The sequence below is a fragment of the Liberiplasma polymorphum genome (assembly GCF_043951795.1).
Lineage (GTDB): Bacteria > Bacillota_I > Bacilli_A > Izemoplasmatales > Izemoplasmataceae > Liberiplasma > Liberiplasma polymorphum.
Genome location: NZ_JBIOAG010000004.1, coordinates 57,072 through 75,143, shown reverse-complemented (window position 1 = coordinate 75,143; position 18,072 = coordinate 57,072). Strand labels below are relative to the sequence as shown.

Genomic DNA, 18,072 nt, shown 5'->3' with positions numbered 1-18,072 from the left:
AACAGTGGTCTTTCACCACCTAGTTATATGCCATGCCCGGCACACACAAAAAAAGAACCTCTATATGAGGTTCTTAAGGCATTACATGTTCAAAAGCTTTAGTAAAATACCCATGAATTAAATCGCGCTCATACAGTTTGTGACTGGTTGAGGCTTCCATGGTAAATTTAGTGATCCATTTTAATAGTTTTAAGTGATAGTCCGGGGTTCTTGCACCAAATAAGAACACATGCTTTACTTTTTTATTAAAAAACCCTACTGATTCATCTAATTTCAAATAACATAAACAATCTTTTCTTACGTTTTCGCTTGGTTCAGCGTGCAACAAGACTGTGTCATCATTAATGACTAACATGGTCTTTGCTTGTTCAACGACATCGACGACTTCTTTTAAGTAAAGTGCTGTAATCACTTTACTGTGTAAAGCATCAGCTGCGGCCTTATAAAGGGCTTCTTCCCAATTCTCTACTTTATCGATTTCTTTGTACGAAAAATACATCCCATTCATAAACTTAATTCCTCCTATCGCACAAAACCATTTTATCATAGTTCGTTAAATTTGAGTAGGGTCAAACGCTCAATTTTGAGATAAAACGCTTAAATTTATTTTTATCTTTAGGTAAGATGAGTTGTTCTTTTATAACCTCAATCTCTGCACTATATCCAAACTGAGCTAACTCTTTTTCAAAGCGTTTAACTAATAAATCTTTTATGTCTAAATCTTCAATTAGGTCAATATAAAGTATCAGCTTTCCCACAGACTCTTGAACGACTTGGAATTCTCTAATGGCATCACTTTCGGTTATGATCCATCTAGAAATTAAATCAGGATACACAACACGGGGCACTTGGTCTTGGTCATAAACATAAACAAGATCATCATCTCTACCAAGCACTTTCTTAATGCGTCTAAAATTAGAACCACATGTGCATGTTGAATCTAGTATGATTCTATCATTCATTTCATAACGAATGAGGGGTTGTGCACGGTTAATTAAGTTTGTGATAATCATTTTATGAGATACGATTCCTTCTTGTTTAATGGGTTGATTATATTCATCATAAAGTTCTACAAAAACTAAATCTTCATTTATATGTAAATGGCCATGTTTACAAGCACTGGCCATTTGGCCTTCACTAGCTTGATAAATTTCGATGACTTTTGTTTTAAAGAATTGCTCAAACTTAACTTTTTCTTCTACAGTTAATACTTCTGCATAGGTCACTACTTTTTTAAGTGGCACCATAATGTTTCTTTTAGAAGTTAATATAAAGCGAATCAAACTTGGGGGTGCCATTAAAATATTAATTTTATCATTGTTGATTTTTTCAATAATTTTATCGACATCACTCATCGTAGACATGTATTGTAATTTAAGAAATGGGGCATTAATATCTTCGAACCCTTGAGAAAATACTCTTAATAAGAACAAAATATTAAAAGGCAATTCTTTTAAAGATAGTCCTCCTCTAGCTAAAAAGACACCTGGTAACCGTTTGGTGAGCTTTTTAGGGGTAATATATAAGCCTTTATTTCCACTAGTCCCACTACTTAAACCAATAACATATTTATCCTTATAATAGCCTAAATAGTCTTGATTTAATTCTTTTTCTACTGCGTATGCCATGGTTTCATCTTTATCTAATTTACACGTATTAATTGAACTAAAGTGATCCATCATTATTTTTTTATTTATCACTGGTAACTGATAAAATGCTTCCATTGATTTGATCTTTTCTCCCCTTCTAAGTAAAAAATAATAAGGGCTATATTTAACCGCATAATTCACTTGTTTCAATACCCATTTTTCTTGTTTTTTCTTTAACTTAGCTTCGCTTAAATGATAAAACCTTCGTTTTAAACGAAGGTAATCAGTGATAATTCTAAACATCTGTGTTGCCTTTTAATTTCTCATTTTTAGTCGATGGACCAAAACGTTTAAGCAAGGTTGTCATAAAATGTTCAACCCCGTAAATATAGTTTTTCTTCTCCCACCAAATAAAGAAAAATCCCCAAAGCAAAGCTAGTACTAATCCGTATATAATCGCTTCAAACATACCAAAACGTACTGTGGTAAATAGGTTTAGACTTCTAAAAATAATGACACTCACTGTAGACTCAATAAAGAAAGCACTAAGACCTGCAACCCCAAAACGGCTAATAAACTTAGAGACTTTATTTGCCTTTTTAACTTTTGCGAAGTCGTAAATTCTTAAAAATGCTAACGTTAGCATTAAAAATAATCCGATTTGCATCACCATAATAAAGTACCATGTAGGATCAATTGCGCGTTCTAGCATGGTTTCTGGGGCTAAAATATAACCTGTTATCCCAACGACTAAATAAATAAGTCCGACTGTCAGTAAATGTCGTTTTAAAGATTTATAGTTTCCTTCTTTTAATAAAACACCGATAAACATACCAAATAATGCAAACGCAAAAAACGGGAATATAGGATTGTTTTTATTGACGAAATAATTTAATAAAATCATAACAAAGTAATTGTTATTATCGGCTGCATTTAAATATACATTATATAAAGGAATTCTTATATAAGAGACAATCATAAACAAAGTCGCAACCAGTAACACGATATATTTAAAGTTTTTTTGTGTTTTAAAGCGGTCTAGTGCATACCACACCACCCCAAGTAACATTACATTTAAAGCAAGCATAACAAGTGAATCTACATAAAATAGTCTTTCAATAGAAGGCAAAACAAATGTCCCTTGATTAAACAACGCCACAAAAATACTCTCATCCATACTGCGATCACTAAAATTAATTAAGCCTGGCCCTGTAAATATAAAATATAAGTAGGCAACAACAAGTAAAACAACGCCTGTCATGACCATATATTTTAATAACGCTTTTTTACTTAATGTTTCTCTTTTCTTTTCATAACTTAAAGAGTGAACCGTCCCACTAATCATTGCAAATAACCCCGCAAACATGAGTAAAAACCCAATTAAAGTAACGACTAAACTAGGGTTATTTAAGTCAATATCATAAACCCCATCAAAAAAATAAAATGCTGAATGCAGTACAATAACAAAAAATATCCCTAATCCTCTTAACACATCTAGTCCAAAATAGTATTTTTTCATTTTTTACTCCTTTTTTTAATGTAAGTTCTATCCCTATTTTAGCATATTAACAAAATTAGTTGTCTACCCTAAAAAAAAGAATTAAAATAGTGTATAATAAGAATAACTAGGAGGGATGTATTTATGGTAAAAGAAAACCGCATTCTAGATAAAGAGTTAAGACAAGAAGTCACAAAGGAACAATGCCATGAAATCATGGATTATTTAATGGTGCATTTTACAGATAAAAAAGATTACCATTATAATTATTATTTCGATACAAAAAATAATAATCTCACAAAAAAAGATTTTACCTTACGTCTTAGAACCATTGTTAAAGACAACGATATTTCTTACCACTTAACACTTAAAATACCAACCATTGATAAAGATACGTATTTAGAATATAACGAACGTTTAGACGAGCGTGATATGCGATTACTCGCTTATAACAATAAGCTCCCTGATGGAGAAATTAAAGAGCTCACATCCATTCATGGTGATGATGTTCACTTAGTGAATATGATTAAAGTCACTCGTACTATTGCATTATATCAAGATATGAAGATATTTTTTGATCGCATTTCACACAGAGGCCAAACACACTACGAACTTGGGACTAGGATTGATCAATCTAAAGGGGTCTCATCAAAAGCGAGTACTGATAAATTTATTGGTTTACTCAAAAAATTTAACATTACTTATGAACAAGCTGAAAGACGTAGTATTAGATACAGATAAGCACTGCATGCAGTGCTTTTTTTATTGACCAGAAATTCATTAAATAAAAAAAGCGTAATCTATTTGTCAAAAATTCAATTGACTGCTATAATTTTTTTGGTTATTAGAAAGGATGATTAGATGGAAACAAAAGAAACAAAGCAATTAAAAAAAGAGATTAATTTACTAGGTGGCATTTCACTACTTACAGGCATCATGGTAGGATCGGGTATTTTCTTTATTGGTTCTTATGTCCTTATACGTACAAACTTTTCACTTGGACTCGCATTACTTGTCTGGGTTATTGGTGGAATAATCACATTATTTTCAGGCCTTGTCTATGCGGAACTTGGAACAAGTTTACCGTTTACTGGTGGGTATTATGTTTACTTAAAAGAAGCTTATGGTAAACCCGTTGCTTTTATGAGCGGTTTTACGAACTTCATCTTAGCAAGTAGTGGCTCGATTGCGGCACTCTCATTAGCGTTTGGCTTAATTTTAGCCAATGTAATTTTTACAATGACGGGCACCTGGATTAGTAGTCCGATTCAAAAACTAATAGCGGCGCTTGTTATTATCTTATTAAGTATTCTAAATCTAATGGGGATTAAATTTGGGAACATCGTTCAAAAATCATTTTTATTTATTAAAGCAGTTCCTATATTCTTAGTGTTATCTTTGGGCCTCATTTTAGGAACACAACGTGTTGACTTAAGTTTAAATCTTGGGGATGTAAGTATTTGGAATATTTTATCAACCCTTGGTTTCGCGGTTATTGCGACTTTTTGGGCTTATGAAGGATGGACTAATTTAAATAACGTCGCAGAAGAAATGAAAAATCCTGCGCGTGATTTACCTCGCTCATTAATCATTACGATTTTAAGTGTTACAGCGCTTTACACGTTATATAACTTTAGTATCTACCGTGTCATCTCTATTCCTGATATGCAGGCAATGATTGCGGCTGGCGATGTCTTCTTAGGGATAACAAGTGCCTTCTTGATTTTAGGATCATTTGGAATGTATTTAGTCATGTTAACGATGCTCATAAGTGTTTTTGGAGCGGTTAATGGATGTATAATTGCCTTTCCTCGTGTTTACTTTGCAATGGGTAAAGACGGAACATTCTTTAAATCATTTTCTAAAATTCATCCTAAAACCAATGTCCCTTATGTCGCGATTATCGCATCAAGTATTGTGGCAATCATTTTACTTATTTTTAGTTTAGATGAACTTGTAACATTTGTGGTATTTGGTGGTTTAATCTTTAATGCATTAATTTTTGCATCTGTGTTCATTTTTAGAAAACGTTATCCAAATCTAGATCGTCCTTATAAAGTATGGGGTTATCCATTTGTCCCTATTATTAATATTTTAGTCATGATTGGCCTGTTATTTGCAACGTTAAGAGAATCATGGTTACAAGCAGTAATTGGTTTAATTATCATTATGTCAGGTTTACCAATTTATTACATCTTACAAAAATATGAAAAACTAAAAAACTTATAGTTAAAAACACCAACTGAAATGTTGGTGTTTTTTTACGTAAAAAAAGCAGTCATAAGACTGCTTTATAAATTTCTAGACCAACTTTGCATCATTTGAATATGTAGCACTTCATTAAAGTTTTCTACCTTACCAATACTTTCTAAATCTGCTTTTCCACCACCAGCATTATGAAGCTTTACAGAACCAAATCCAAGTAAACGTCCTAATTTCCCGCGCTCTAATTCTACTTGAACGATTTGGTGAAGTGGAATCATTATACGTCTTTCACTTGTTCCTATACGTCTATATAAAATTAAACGGTGATTGGTAACATCTGCTTTTTCACGCTTAAACCCTAATAATCTACCTAAAAAAAGCAATACATATAATCCGACTAATCCATACCCTAAATAAACGAGTTCTGGCATATCAGGGACAAACAGTGGTGCAATAAGTGCCGCAACCATTATGAGTAAATAAATTAACATAAATTTCTTTCCTAAAAATCCTAAAGCAATCCAACGCGAAGTCTTTACCGTTAATAACGTTTCTTCTACTTTCATACAATCACTCCTTTTTATAAACTCATTATATCACTAATTCATAGACATATTATAAAAAAAAGTACCTATTTCTAGGTACTAAAATACAACAAAATATAAAGTCATGACAACGACATATAACATAAACAAATAATTCGCACTCTCAAATGACATTTGAAATTCTCTTATTTTTCTAACGGGACGGTAATCTTTTTCAATCACTAATTTATAAAAACATAGTCCCACAGTAAGTGCAAGTACATAATCATAAATGGCACCCCAATTAGCAGCGGTGAAGTTACTTAAATCAATCCCAAAGAATCCGTTACTTATAGGAATATAGAAATTTCCTAAAATAACACAGCCAAAGGCTAAAAACATAAGCGTTAAATTTTCTGTGATCTTACGAACTCTAATGGTCATCGTTTGTTTACCGAAGAAGATTTGGCTCATCTTAATAAATGACGTCGCAGTCCCTATATTAACAATAAACAATATCCAATATTTATACCCAACATCTTGAATCCCATATTTAATGATTTGCTTACTGATAAATCCGTTAAAAAACGGTGCTCCAGTAATACTTAACATCCCAATTATCATAAAAATACTAACTGCTGGCATCGTACGCATAACCCCACGTATTTCACCAACTTTTTTCGTTTTATACGCTTTGATAATCATTCCAGCCCCTAAGAAGAGTAAACTCTTAAACAAAGCATGGTTAAATATATGTAATAATCCCCCATAAAAGGTTGTTTCGTTCATACTAGAAAGCCCCATCATGACAATCCCAATTTGACTGACTGTATGATAGGCTAATATTTGTTTCATGTCTTTTTGACTAAGCGCAAACATAACCCCAACGACTGCGGTGGCTGCACCCACAAAATAAAAGAACTGGTAGTAGTTAATATTGGCTCCACCAAACATTTCATTTATTCGAATAAATAAATAAAGCCCCCCTTTAACAACCAATCCACTTAATAGGGCACTAATAGCACTTTGTGCAACACCGTGTGCTTTAGGTAACCAAGTAAATACTGGGAAAAAGGCTGATTTAACACTTATTCCTGCCATCATTAAAACATACGCAAAACGAATCGCATTTCTATCCCCATAAATGGCGATATTTTCTTGAATAAAACGCATGTTAATGGTCCCAAAAATATTGTATAAAATAATAATCCCTATTAAAAAAAGCAATACACCAGACGTGTTTATTAACAAATAATAAATCGCGGCTCTAAAAGAGTGTCCTAACTTTTTAAAGGCAATTAAAATCGTAACAATAATCGTCGTGAGTTCTAAAAACACGAACATATTAAATAAATCATTTGTTTGTAGTAAGCCTAAAAACACACCTTGTAAAAACATTAAAAAGAATAAAAAATTATGTTCAGTTTGTTTAGTATCAAACGTATAAATGAGTACCATCCACCAACTAAACAATGTTAAGAAAACAAAACTATAACTTAATGAATCATTATAAAAACTAATCCCTACACTTGCATCCCATCCTCCAAATACAAAGAAGGTTGCTTCGTAATTTCCTTGATAATATGCATAGTAAATAATCGCTAAAACGGTCATCGCAAATTGCGCGATGAACGCCAAGTAATTCATATGTTTGTTTTTGAATAAGTAAATAAATAGTGCTGTAAATATTGGTATAAATACAAGGAATACAGGGATTAATTGCACTATTTGCCACCATCCCTACTTAGTACTTCAGCCCACTCAACGGTTCCATAATGATGAAATATTTTAATACAAAGCATTAAAGCAAGCGCAGTTACTGTAGAGCCAATAACGATGGTTGTAATCATTAAAGCTTGTGGAAGTGGGTCTGCTATGGCAACAATTTCAGCCCCAATAACAGGAATGGTTCCACCATCTAAGTTTCCTAAATTTAGGAATAATAAGATCACGCCTGATTCTATAATCGTGACACAAAATACGCTTTTAATAATGTTCGTACTTGTACTAAGACCATAAAATCCGATTAATATAACTACAAATGTTAATAACGGATTCATTATCTTCCCTCCTTCAAGAATGCGGTGAAGATTGTCCATAACCCTAAAGCAACTTTAAAACCAACCATAATATTTAAAACAACTAAGTAAATTGCTTTAACATCGGTTGATGGGCTTGTAAACGGATTCGTAAAAAACTCTCCACGTGTAAAAATGCTTAAACTTGCAAATAATAATATACCAATATATAAGAATTTCTCTATTGTAACAATCATTCCAATATCTGTTTCTTTTTCTGAATCAATGTAATAAAGGATTAAAATCGCTGTCGCAACAATCGCGCCACCTTGAAACCCCCCACCAGGTGAGAGATGCCCGTTAATAATAACGTAAAACCCAAATGCTAACATTAAAGGATATACAAGACGTGAAAACGTCACAAATAAATCTGGTGTTTTATATTTATCAATCATAAACTGTGCATTTTTTTCTTCAATATCATGTTTACTAATCCAAATAACGCCACTTACGGCAATCAATAAAATCCCCGCTTCAAACAAACTATCAAACAAACGATAATCAAGTAATATAGCGGTAACGATATTACGAGACCCCGTCTCAGGATAGGCAAACTCCGCAAAGTATTCTTTTAAACTCGTATTATAAAGCTCATTAATATCTTGCATCGAAAGATAAAAAACAAACATCAAGACACTTAGTAAAATAATTAAAAAGATATTTCTACTCACCGAAATCACGATCCTTAAACTTAATGACTTCGATATTATCGTAATCTTTAGCCATTTGTTCTAATTTATTTAGTAAGATACTTGATTGTTTTCCTTTTAATTGATACTTTCCTGTGTCTTGGTCTTTTGATACAATTAAATCCACATTTGTCTGCTCACAGACAATCTGTTCTCGTCCTTTACCAATACTACATAACCTAACGTCATTAGTAATATTTAATTCTAAATGATAAAAATCAGTAAAACGTTTTAAAAGGATATACCCAACTCCAGTAAAGTTGCCATCATCAATAATGAAATTATCCATCGCTTTATCAAGAACAATAAACTCTCTTTGTCTAGAAATACTAATAACATAGATCAAAGGAATGATTGCACTCCCAATCGCAACTTCTGCAATGGCAACATCCGGTGCTTTATTAATAACATATAAACTAGCCGTAACTAAACTAAAAACTGTAATTAAAATGATGATGGTTCCATTGTTTTTGTGTACGACAATAGAAATCGCCATGATAATTAACAATACTTGTAATGCATAAGCGGTTAACTCTAACATCAAACTACCCATAAAGTTCATCTCGCTTCCTTTTTTCTTCTTCAAGCTTACCTTTATGATGGATACGTCTAATCTCAATACCCGATAAGAACGCGCTTCTAATATTAACATGCGCACTAATTGGATTGGTCATCAGTAAAAAGCCAATGAGTAAAATAAACCTAATGACGTAAGAATAATCAGTAATATTTGCAATAAGTAAAGCAAGAATTATTGATAACGATGCAACCGTATCAATTGTTGCAGCACTTAAAATACGTGTGTATAAATTTTTAAGTTTAAAAATAGAACCCATTCCAAAGATGATAAAGACCCATGAAAGCACAAGAATAGCAATCGCAATATATTCTAAAATTATCATTTCTCGCGCCCTCCTGTCATAATGTATTTAGAAAGCAACGTAATCGTTAAAAACCCAACAATTCCATATGCAATCGCAATATCTAATATGAGTTCGCTTCTTTCCCAAATCGCAAAAACAACCATAAACATAATTACCTTTGCACTAATTAAGTTAATCATTAAAATACGATCCCAAATCGTTGGACCTATTACTAAACGAATAAAACTTACTAAAATCGCTAAAATTAATAAAAATAAGGTGAATACTAAAAACCAATCTAGTAAACTCATTTAACATCACCTTTCTGCTTAAGTAAACGCTCGAACTTTTCACGTACAGGTTTTTCTAGTTCTTCAGCAGTTGCACCAGGTTTAGCAAGTGTCATAACCGTGATGACATGTTTTTCAGTATCCGTATCGATCGTAATTGTCCCTGGTGTTAATGTAATAGAATTGGATATAATCCCCACTAAAATAGGATCTTCGACATCGAGAATAATATCGAAAATAACGGGTTCATAATGATGGGCTAACAAGTTAAACGCATAAGTAAAACTCGCTTTATATATTTCAACAAATAAAAACACTACATAAACTAGGATGGTTCGTATTTTGATTGAATGATACATATAACCTTTATCATCGTATAACACGTTATACGTTGCAATAGTTACAGCAGCACAAATGAACATACCGGCAATAATGGTTTCAATACGAAAATTTTGTGCCAGTAAAAACCAAAACACTAAAAGCACCATAAATAGCTTGTAGCGTAGCAACAAGAAACGTTTCATAGGGTTCATCTCCTTGTATTTTTAACGTCGTTTATTATAACACGTTTAGATAATTTATCAAGACTAAATATTATCCTAAGAAAGACTAAGAATACTCACAACCGTCTTAGCATCTTTTATAATACCTGTTTTTACTAACTCAATGGCTTCTCTTAATGGCATCTTAACGATTTCAATAAATTCATCTTCATCCCCGTTTTTACTTTCTAATAAAGGATACGCTTCATAAGCCACATAAATTTCTACAACTTCATTTGAAAAGCCAATAGCCGAGTAAATTTCTGTAATCTTTTGAATATGATCAGATGCATAACCAGTTTCTTCTTCCATCTCACGAATCGCACATGCAAGTCCGTCTTCAGCTTTAAAATCTTTTTTCCCCGCAGGAATTTCTAACGTATAATCTTGAATCGCATAGCGGTACTGTTTAACTAAGATAACTTCTTGATCTTTAGTAATAGGTAAAATACTTGAAGCGCCTACATGTTCAACCACAATTCGTTTACTTTCAATCCCATTATCTAATAATACATCATCGATATAAACATCAATAAAATCACCTTGATAAATATCATGACGTCTTACTTTACGCTCTTTCATTTTAATAGCCACCTTTTAGATAATCTTGATTTTATTTTACCACACAACGCTATAATTTTAGTCGTTATGAGTCTAAGATATTAAAAAAGCCTATTACTAGGCTTTATGAATTTAATGCTTTCTCATGAAACAATTCTTTTTCTTCTTTAGTAAATATAAATGATGTTAATAACGCACTTATTATAAACACAATAAGCATCGTAGTGTTAATCACCATGGAAAATTTCAACCCTAGGGTTGTGATTTGATAAAATACGATCGGTAGTTTGAGTGAACTCCAAACCATTAAAAAGAAAATAACATTACTGTATGAAGCCCCTTTTTTTAACATAATCATTGCAAGCGGAAACGCTGCAATCGTGGGTCCTGCACTAAATGCGCCTAAAAAGAACGCTAAAAACATGCCACGTGCTCCTGATTTTTCTCCCATTAGTTTAATAACCGTTTCTTTTGGTACCCATACATCAAATAATCCAATTAATATAAATATCGGCGGCACAATAATCAACATACTTATGATTTGATTATACGCATTATCAAATGCTTTATACGTATAACGTATATCGACAATTGAAATAATCACAAGCATTACTAGTGAAATAATTAAAAACTTATTTTGTCTTATCGTTTTCATCGGTACACCACCATTACAACAAAAATTACAATAATCGCCCCAACAATACTTACTACATTTCTAAATATCGCAGACTTCACACTAAAGAACTTACTTTCAGCTTGAAAATAAACAATGCCAACACTCATTAACGCGACTAAAAAACCAGCAACCTGTGGGTACGCCCCACCCGCTTCTAGTAACTCACGTCCTAAAGGGTAAGCCACAAATGGTGGCATGAATGTAATACTACCGACTACGATCCCAAAAAAGTACCCAAAGAAGCCACTTTCTTCACCTAAAATACTAGAAATAAACTCAGGCGTCACAATCGCAAGTAAGATCCCTATAAATAAAAACAGTGGGAGTAAAACCGGCATTAATCGCATAAAGCTTTTAAAGCCTTTAATTATCCCTAATTTTGTTTTCTTTCTATCGACTAAAAAAGATACACCAGTTAACAAAAAAGCTATTGAATAGATAATATACGCTTCTATTGACATCATTTAACACCTCAGCCATCATTGTAATAAACCTTTACGCTTAAATCAACATAATTATGTAAGTATTAGTTCGTAATAAAAAGTATCACTATTTATAAAATGTATATTTAAGGACATTAAAATAACCGAGTGTTATAATGAACTAAAGTAAGAATAATTAGTTGAAAGGGGCAAGACGATGCAAGCACGAGTGATTTATTGGAAACAATATAACCACACAGAACAAGGATTTAGCTTAATTGAAATCATTGAAGATGGCACAATATTAAAACGATTTTTTATAAACCACGAAGAATATGGTCGCTATTACCAAGAAACGCATCAAGAAAGTTTTCAAGCAAAAGGAGAAATTGTCGTTGAAAAAATTAGTTTCGATGAAGATTTCCGTTTGAAAAAAACAGATATTCCTAACAACTTAGAACGCTTATCAACGTATGACTTTAATCAATGGGAGACAGCGCGTAAAGAAGTTAGAAAACTTCAAAAAGCATCTGTCGATACACTACATATGGATTACCATTCAGTCATGAGACTAGATATCGCTTCACTACCCGAAGAAATTAAAACAGTCTTAGACCGTTATGACTTCCCTATTGTAAAATACCGCGTAATCAGTGATGGGACCTATTTACTTAGAAAAAAATATCCTGAACAATTATCCATTGAATTTATACCATCATTAAACGAAAAACTTTACTTTCATCATATTCCAGAAAACAATCATTTTAACATGTCAGGTGATGATTTATTTGCACTTGATGTCACAGTATCAGACGAATTAGGTGATGAAGAAGCGTTTTGGCAATACATTCATTCAATGATTCAAAATGTTGAAAAAAATTTAAAGCACTATCGTTCTTTAATCAATACTCAAAGAGAACGTAGAGCAATGCTTGAAACCGATGTTATCGGCGATTTATATCCACGTTAAACAATAAAAAAAATAACGCCTTGAATAAGCGTTATTTTTTATTTCATGACAACACGGTTGAACTTACCGCTTAAATGTTTAACAGGCGTCATTGTGATAAATGCATCTGGATCAATTTCTAACACAATTTTTTTTATATCGTAAACCTCATGGGTTTGAGTGACCATCCATAATATTGAACGATGTTGACCCGTATATGCGCCTACACCTTCAGTAATGGTAATGCCTCTAATAAAACGCTCAATTAAAGCCGTTTTTAAATCATTTCCCTTACTCGTTACAATATCTAGGCGGACACGTTTATAAGCCGTATGAATTTGATCAACTAATAAATTGGCTACCACAAATGCAAGGAGCGTATAAAAAGCAAACTGCGGCTCAAAGATAAATAGTGCAATCGCTAAGATTGCGCCATTGACTAATACGCTAATATAGCCAACACTGATTTGAAATTTAATGGATAAGTATTGGCTTAAAATATCCATCCCACCTAAGGATGAACCGGATTTTAAGGTAATGCCTGCACCTAGTCCCACTGCTAGTCCACCAAATATACTTGATGCTAAAATATCGGTCCCAAAAATATTTGGTTGGTTGTCAAAAATCGCCATTAAAATCCCTTGTAAAAGAATTGAATAAACAGAATAATAAACAAATGTTTTTGAGATTCCTTTTAACCCAATAATCATAACTGGAATATTAAAAATAACCACAATTATCCCTAAATTAAGGTAAATACCTAATTTATCAAACCCATATTGAGTTAATGTCGCAAACCCGGTTAGTCCACCAGGAATTAACGATGCTGGTACAATAAAGAAACTAATACCTACAACAAATAAAACTGTTCCCATTGTTACAAATAATAATCGCTTTAATTCAAATTCAATGTTCATGTTTATCACCTATTTTTCTATTTAAAAAGCATGCTTAGATAAGGGTACATTTTTTCTTAAGAAATGTCAATTTATTTGCTAAAAAAAAGTATTATAGTTTTAAATAGGTGCATCCTATAAAATATTCATATCTTAATACGTATAACTATGGTATAGTTTGTCATATATGACCCTAAGTGTAGAAGTTTTTCATCTTAAATATTCAAACATCGACTGGTCTATTAAACGATTTAGATTAGGAGGTTTTATTATGGCAGCATTCGCATTAGGTATGATTTTGGTTCATTTCATTTTGTTATTTACGCCGGTAATTAATTACCCAGTAGTCATGGTTATCTTTACAGGATTAATTGTTTTACTATGTATTGCAGATATCATTATTAAAAAACGTTATTACAACTCACCAGTCCTTGGTATTGTAGCATTAATACCTGCAAGTATCCTATTTTTAAACTGGATTAGAATATTAATCACAGGATAATTTTTATAGAAAAAGGTTAGCCACTTCATTTGAAGGGCTAACCTTTTTTTATTCGCCTGTAGTAATTTTTTTCCTAATTTTTGTAGAAATGACTTCGATGACTAATACAACGATAATGATCCCCCAAAGTGCCGCAGATGCATCTTTCCAGCGATAAGCATTCATTGCCCAAATAAGGGTTGAACCAATACCACCTGCACCTACAAGACCTAAGATGGTCGCATTACGTACATTGATTTCAAATCGGTAAATTGAGTTTGAAATAAAGTTTGCACTTAACTGAGGTATAATCCCATAACGGATTTTTTGGAGTAAGGTTGCTCCAGTTGCATCAAGCGCTTCTAAAACACCTTTATCAATATCTTCAATCGATTCAACATAAAGTTTAGTCATCATTCCAATCGATGCAAGACCGATCGTCATAACCCCCGCAAAAGGTCCTGGACCTGTCACACGAATAAACATAAGCCCTAATATAAATACTGGGAATGTACGAATCATCGTAACAGATAAGATACCAATTAAAGAGAAAAACCATGTTGAAGTATTTTTTGCAGTAATAAACGCTAAAGGAATAGCTAAAACTGCACCGAGTGCTGTACCTAAGAAGGCAATAGCAACCGTTTCTAACATTTGATAAGGAATTCCAATTGGTCTTAATGTAAGTAACCAATCCCAGTTTGGTGTGGTAAATGCTTTTAAAATAGACCCTATAATTGCTAAACCACTTTGGTTTACTGTAGGGATTTTAATGGCACTAGCGCTCCAAATTGTAAGACCAAATAATATGATAATTGTTAAAGTGACTTGTACAATACGTTTTGGTGCTTTTTCATACATTTCTTCAACAGTTAAAATTTGTTTCATTATACAAGCCTCCTTCTAAAGTAACGAGATAAAGACTCTATGGTTAAAACTACTGCAAACATCATAACAATTAAAACCCCAACATCTTGATACTGTCTCCAAGCCATACGGTCATCAAATAATAACCCAATTCCCCCTGCACCAACATACCCTAAAATCGCTGCATAGCGGATGTTAATTTCAAAACTATATAGGGAATAAGACAAGTATGAAGGAAGTAATTGTGGAATAATTGCCGTCGCAAATGCTTTTGGTTTAGATGCTCCTGTTGCTTCTAGTGCAACATAGGCACTTAAATCAATCGTCTCAATTTGTTCGTAAAGCATTTTGGTTAATATCCCAAAAGTAAATATTGCAATCGCAACCGTACCTGGAAATACCCCATAACCAAACGCTAAAGCTAAAATCGCCGCGTAAACAAGTACTGGTAGTGTTCTAACTAGTGATAAAAGTACTCTACTTAATCCAAGTGTGTACTTGTTTTTGTTAATGTTACTAGCACTTAAAAAAGCTACAGGTAACGCAAGTAAAGCGCCAACTAAACTACCTAAAAAAGACATTTGAATCGTATCAATCATCGGGCCATAAGCAGTGTAAAAATATCGCCATCTTGGACTAGTCATACGACCAAGAACGGTAAAAAAGTTTTTATATCTTGAAAACAAGAAATCCAATCTAATATTAGTTGCATTCCATGATATCACAGTTAAAATAAATAATATTAACAATGTAATTGGAACATAAGAAAATGGTTCTATTACCTTTGTTCCATCTGTTAATGTATGTGTTCTTAATTCTTCTGGTTGTGTGGTAATTTTTTTTAAGAATGGCATCGTTTTATTCTTAAAAAAATTAGAAAATTTATTTTCTTTAGAGTTCTGACTCATGATCTTCTGCTTTGAACATAATATCTTCATCCGTGATATCACGTCCATAAATTTCTTTTAATAAATTTTCGTTAACTTCGCTTGATGGGCCATCAAATATAATGTTCCCATCACGTATACCTATTACTCTTCTAGCATACTTTAAAGCCATGTCAACGTGATGCATATTTGCAACAACGGTAATATTTAAATCTCTATTAACGCGTGCAAAATCTTTCATCACAGTGTTTGCTGTGATTGGATCTAACGATGCCACCGGTTCATCTGCAAGAATAATACTAGGATTTTGTGCAATCGTTCTAGCTAGGGCTACACGTTGTTGTTGTCCACCAGACAATTGATCTGCTCTAGAATAAGCTTTTTCTAAAATTCCTACTTTATCTAATGCTTCTAAAGCAATAATTTTATCTTTTTTAGAGTAAATGCCAAATAAACTTTGAAAAAAGCCCATATCTGCAACACGTGCTGCTAGCACATTACGAATAACTGTCGTTCTTCCGATTAAGTTAAACGATTGAAAAACCATTCCAATTTGTCTTCTAAAACGACGTAACTTCTTTCCTCTTAATGTTTCGTCAACACTAATCCCATTAACGACAAGTTCACCAGAAGTTATTCCGTGCATTTTATTAACTAGTTTAATCAGTGTTGATTTTCCTGCACCACTGAGTCCTATTACCGCAACAAATTCACCTTGTTCAATGGTTGCAGAAACACTTTTAAGTGCTTCTGTTCCATTAGGATATATTTTGCCGACTTTCTTAAATTCAATCATGGATAATCTCTCCTAATAAATGAGACTTGTCCGAAGACAAGCCCCACATAGTATATAACTTTAAAGGATAAATCTTAAAGTTTACTCACCTAAAATAATTGATTGAGCAATACGTGCTGCTTCATAATCAGCATCCGTAACTACTTGGTAACCTGAGTGATTGTATACTTCAAAGATTTCTTGCCCCGCTGGGGTATTAATAATATTAATAAATGCTTGTTGTAAAGCTTCTTTTAATGCATCGTTAACAGTTAAATTAGAAACTGAAATTGTATCGTTGAAGATACCATCTGTTACTAAAATAACATTAGTTTCTACCCAAATTGATTCTGGACGACCAAAGTCTGTAGTCCATTGTGTTGCGTAATCACGACGTGCATCTGCATAAATAGTTGAAACGTCACAGTTACCAGCTGCAAGTGAACTCATTGAAGCTCCGTATCCACCAGCATTTACAACATTTGCTAAGTCAGTTACTTTTTTACCAAATAAATTGTAAAGTCTTACTGCAGGATAAACAGTACCAGCTGAAGAAGTTGCACCTTGTACACACCAGTTTGCACTATTTAAGTCTTCCCAAGTTAATGCAGTTCCAGCGTTAACTTTATCAGCTAACTCTTGACCTTTTGCACTTGGACCAGCAACGATTAAACTTCTATAATAAGTAACTTGATTGTCATTGTCACCTTCTGTAGGTAATCCATCATTCCAATCTTTTGCATCAGGAGAATCTTTAGTTAAACCAGCACGTGTTGCTGCTAAGATAACATCAATTTCACCATCTCTTGAATAAAGCGCGTAAGTCCCACCAGGTAAGAACCCAACATCTACAGTTCCGGCAATCATACCTTCACCTACTGCTTCGTATGAAGTTCCTACTTGAATAACAACTTCACCAATTTCATAACCCATTGCTTCTAATTCTGCTTTTAGAAGTGCTTTTAGAGGTTCAGTAGTATCTAAGATATACTGAGCGTCCCTAGATGGAACAAAGAATACTGTTAATGTGTCAATTTTCATGTCATCTTGATCTCTTCTACATGCTGCTAGTGAAAAAACTACCATAAAAACGGTTAAAACTAAAAATAACTTCTTCATATTTCCTCCTAAATTTGTGGTTATTTTATTTTTTCTTACAATATGATTATATCACCGAAAATTAGTTTTGAAATAAAGAATTTATGAAAATTGTTAATTCAATTTTCATCATTTGACCACTTAACATGTTAAAATGAAGTATCGCATACAAACTAGAGGTG

The 18,072-nt window shown here is 32.9% G+C and carries 23 protein-coding genes; 4 read left to right on the top strand and 19 right to left on the bottom strand.

Annotation, left to right across the window (positions count from 1 at the left end):
• Positions 1–73: 73 nt before the first annotated feature.
• The 3 genes from ACHAJD_RS01870 to ACHAJD_RS01860 all read right to left on the bottom strand — a co-directional run bounded on the left by ACHAJD_RS01870 (position 74) and on the right by ACHAJD_RS01860 (position 3,108).
• Positions 74–508 (bottom strand): PTS sugar transporter subunit IIA, encoded by a 435-nt coding sequence (locus ACHAJD_RS01870; RefSeq protein ID WP_435584155.1) that lies wholly within the window; start codon positions 506–508, stop codon positions 74–76.
• A gap of 61 nt (positions 509–569) precedes the next feature.
• Positions 570–1,892, bottom strand: a complete 1,323-nt coding sequence (locus ACHAJD_RS01865) for a hypothetical protein (protein ID WP_435584154.1) — start codon at positions 1,890–1,892, stop codon at positions 570–572.
• Complete coding sequence (locus ACHAJD_RS01860; RefSeq protein ID WP_435584153.1) at positions 1,885–3,108, bottom strand: acyltransferase family protein; 1,224 nt, start codon at positions 3,106–3,108, stop codon at positions 1,885–1,887. The genes ACHAJD_RS01865 and ACHAJD_RS01860 overlap by 8 nt, the downstream gene beginning before the upstream one ends.
• Before the next feature lie 123 nt (positions 3,109–3,231).
• On the opposite strand from ACHAJD_RS01860, the gene ACHAJD_RS01855 reads away from it, so the two are divergent.
• Both ACHAJD_RS01855 and ACHAJD_RS01850 read left to right on the top strand, forming a co-directional pair.
• Entirely contained in the window at positions 3,232–3,828 is a 597-nt protein-coding gene (locus ACHAJD_RS01855; protein WP_435584152.1) for a CYTH domain-containing protein, read from the top strand.
• Positions 3,829–3,948: 120 nt separating this feature from the next.
• Positions 3,949–5,316 carry an APC family permease gene (locus tag ACHAJD_RS01850; RefSeq protein ID WP_435584151.1) on the top strand — a complete coding sequence of 456 codons (1,368 nt, stop codon included), beginning with the start codon at positions 3,949–3,951 and terminating at the stop codon, positions 5,314–5,316.
• A 62-nt stretch (positions 5,317–5,378) separates the two neighbouring features.
• Here ACHAJD_RS01850 and ACHAJD_RS01845 read toward each other — a convergent pair whose 3' ends face one another.
• From ACHAJD_RS01845 to ACHAJD_RS01795, 11 genes are all read right to left on the bottom strand, one after another.
• Positions 5,379–5,858 carry a PH domain-containing protein gene (locus ACHAJD_RS01845; RefSeq protein WP_435584150.1) on the bottom strand — a complete coding sequence of 160 codons (480 nt, stop codon included), beginning with the start codon at positions 5,856–5,858 and terminating at the stop codon, positions 5,379–5,381.
• A gap of 78 nt (positions 5,859–5,936) precedes the next feature.
• Positions 5,937–7,541 (bottom strand): complex I subunit 5 family protein, encoded by a 1,605-nt coding sequence (locus tag ACHAJD_RS01840; RefSeq protein WP_435584149.1) that lies wholly within the window; start codon positions 7,539–7,541, stop codon positions 5,937–5,939.
• Positions 7,541–7,876 carry a sodium:proton antiporter gene (locus ACHAJD_RS01835; RefSeq protein WP_435584148.1) on the bottom strand — a complete coding sequence of 112 codons (336 nt, stop codon included), beginning with the start codon at positions 7,874–7,876 and terminating at the stop codon, positions 7,541–7,543. The genes ACHAJD_RS01840 and ACHAJD_RS01835 overlap by 1 nt, the downstream gene beginning before the upstream one ends.
• A complete protein-coding gene (gene mbhE / locus ACHAJD_RS01830; protein ID WP_435584147.1) occupies positions 7,876–8,523 on the bottom strand; it encodes a hydrogen gas-evolving membrane-bound hydrogenase subunit E in 648 nt (215 codons plus the stop codon). The genes ACHAJD_RS01835 and mbhE overlap by 1 nt, the downstream gene beginning before the upstream one ends.
• Before the next feature lie 34 nt (positions 8,524–8,557).
• Positions 8,558–9,136: a Na(+)/H(+) antiporter subunit B gene (locus tag ACHAJD_RS01825; RefSeq protein WP_435584146.1), complete on the bottom strand. Its 579-nt coding sequence runs from the start codon at positions 9,134–9,136 to the stop codon at positions 8,558–8,560.
• Positions 9,129–9,485 (bottom strand): cation:proton antiporter, encoded by a 357-nt coding sequence (locus ACHAJD_RS01820; protein WP_435584145.1) that lies wholly within the window; start codon positions 9,483–9,485, stop codon positions 9,129–9,131. The genes ACHAJD_RS01825 and ACHAJD_RS01820 overlap by 8 nt, the downstream gene beginning before the upstream one ends.
• A complete protein-coding gene (locus ACHAJD_RS01815; RefSeq protein ID WP_435584144.1) occupies positions 9,482–9,757 on the bottom strand; it encodes an MrpF/PhaF family protein in 276 nt (91 codons plus the stop codon). Before ACHAJD_RS01815 ends, ACHAJD_RS01820 begins: the two co-directional genes overlap by 4 nt.
• Positions 9,754–10,260 carry a Na+/H+ antiporter subunit E gene (locus tag ACHAJD_RS01810; RefSeq protein ID WP_435584143.1) on the bottom strand — a complete coding sequence of 169 codons (507 nt, stop codon included), beginning with the start codon at positions 10,258–10,260 and terminating at the stop codon, positions 9,754–9,756. Before ACHAJD_RS01810 ends, ACHAJD_RS01815 begins: the two co-directional genes overlap by 4 nt.
• Positions 10,261–10,335: 75 nt before the next feature.
• Positions 10,336–10,860 (bottom strand): NUDIX hydrolase, encoded by a 525-nt coding sequence (locus tag ACHAJD_RS01805; RefSeq protein ID WP_435584142.1) that lies wholly within the window; start codon positions 10,858–10,860, stop codon positions 10,336–10,338.
• 103 nt (positions 10,861–10,963) lie between these two features.
• Positions 10,964–11,494: a permease gene (locus tag ACHAJD_RS01800; protein ID WP_435584141.1), complete on the bottom strand. Its 531-nt coding sequence runs from the start codon at positions 11,492–11,494 to the stop codon at positions 10,964–10,966.
• Entirely contained in the window at positions 11,491–11,976 is a 486-nt protein-coding gene (locus ACHAJD_RS01795; RefSeq protein ID WP_435584140.1) for a hypothetical protein, read from the bottom strand. Before ACHAJD_RS01795 ends, ACHAJD_RS01800 begins: the two co-directional genes overlap by 4 nt.
• Positions 11,977–12,154: 178 nt before the next feature.
• Between ACHAJD_RS01795 and ACHAJD_RS01790 the strand changes: the two genes are divergently transcribed.
• Positions 12,155–12,907 carry a hypothetical protein gene (locus ACHAJD_RS01790; protein WP_435584139.1) on the top strand — a complete coding sequence of 251 codons (753 nt, stop codon included), beginning with the start codon at positions 12,155–12,157 and terminating at the stop codon, positions 12,905–12,907.
• 38 nt (positions 12,908–12,945) lie between these two features.
• On the opposite strand, the gene ACHAJD_RS01785 is transcribed toward ACHAJD_RS01790, so the two are convergent.
• Complete coding sequence (locus ACHAJD_RS01785; protein WP_435584138.1) at positions 12,946–13,803, bottom strand: YitT family protein; 858 nt, start codon at positions 13,801–13,803, stop codon at positions 12,946–12,948.
• A 250-nt stretch (positions 13,804–14,053) separates the two neighbouring features.
• Here ACHAJD_RS01785 and ACHAJD_RS01780 point away from each other — a divergent pair, with 250 nt between their 5' ends.
• Positions 14,054–14,284: a hypothetical protein gene (locus ACHAJD_RS01780; RefSeq protein ID WP_435584137.1), complete on the top strand. Its 231-nt coding sequence runs from the start codon at positions 14,054–14,056 to the stop codon at positions 14,282–14,284.
• A 48-nt stretch (positions 14,285–14,332) separates the two neighbouring features.
• Here ACHAJD_RS01780 and phnE (ACHAJD_RS01775) read toward each other — a convergent pair whose 3' ends face one another.
• The 4 genes from phnE (ACHAJD_RS01775) to ACHAJD_RS01760 all read right to left on the bottom strand — a co-directional run bounded on the left by phnE (ACHAJD_RS01775) (position 14,333) and on the right by ACHAJD_RS01760 (position 17,911).
• Positions 14,333–15,151 (bottom strand): phosphonate ABC transporter, permease protein PhnE, encoded by an 819-nt coding sequence (gene phnE / locus ACHAJD_RS01775; protein WP_435584136.1) that lies wholly within the window; start codon positions 15,149–15,151, stop codon positions 14,333–14,335.
• Positions 15,151–16,038, bottom strand: coding sequence for a phosphonate ABC transporter, permease protein PhnE (phnE, locus tag ACHAJD_RS01770; RefSeq protein ID WP_435584135.1), 888 nt, complete (start codon positions 16,036–16,038; stop codon positions 15,151–15,153). Before phnE (ACHAJD_RS01770) ends, phnE (ACHAJD_RS01775) begins: the two co-directional genes overlap by 1 nt.
• A complete protein-coding gene (gene phnC / locus ACHAJD_RS01765; protein ID WP_435584134.1) occupies positions 16,022–16,813 on the bottom strand; it encodes a phosphonate ABC transporter ATP-binding protein in 792 nt (263 codons plus the stop codon). Before phnC ends, phnE (ACHAJD_RS01770) begins: the two co-directional genes overlap by 17 nt.
• An 81-nt stretch (positions 16,814–16,894) precedes the next feature.
• The gene (locus tag ACHAJD_RS01760) at positions 16,895–17,911 is read right to left on the bottom strand and encodes a phosphate/phosphite/phosphonate ABC transporter substrate-binding protein (protein WP_435584133.1); all 1,017 of its coding nucleotides are present in this window, start codon (positions 17,909–17,911) and stop codon (positions 16,895–16,897) included.
• Positions 17,912–18,072 lie beyond the last annotated feature (161 nt).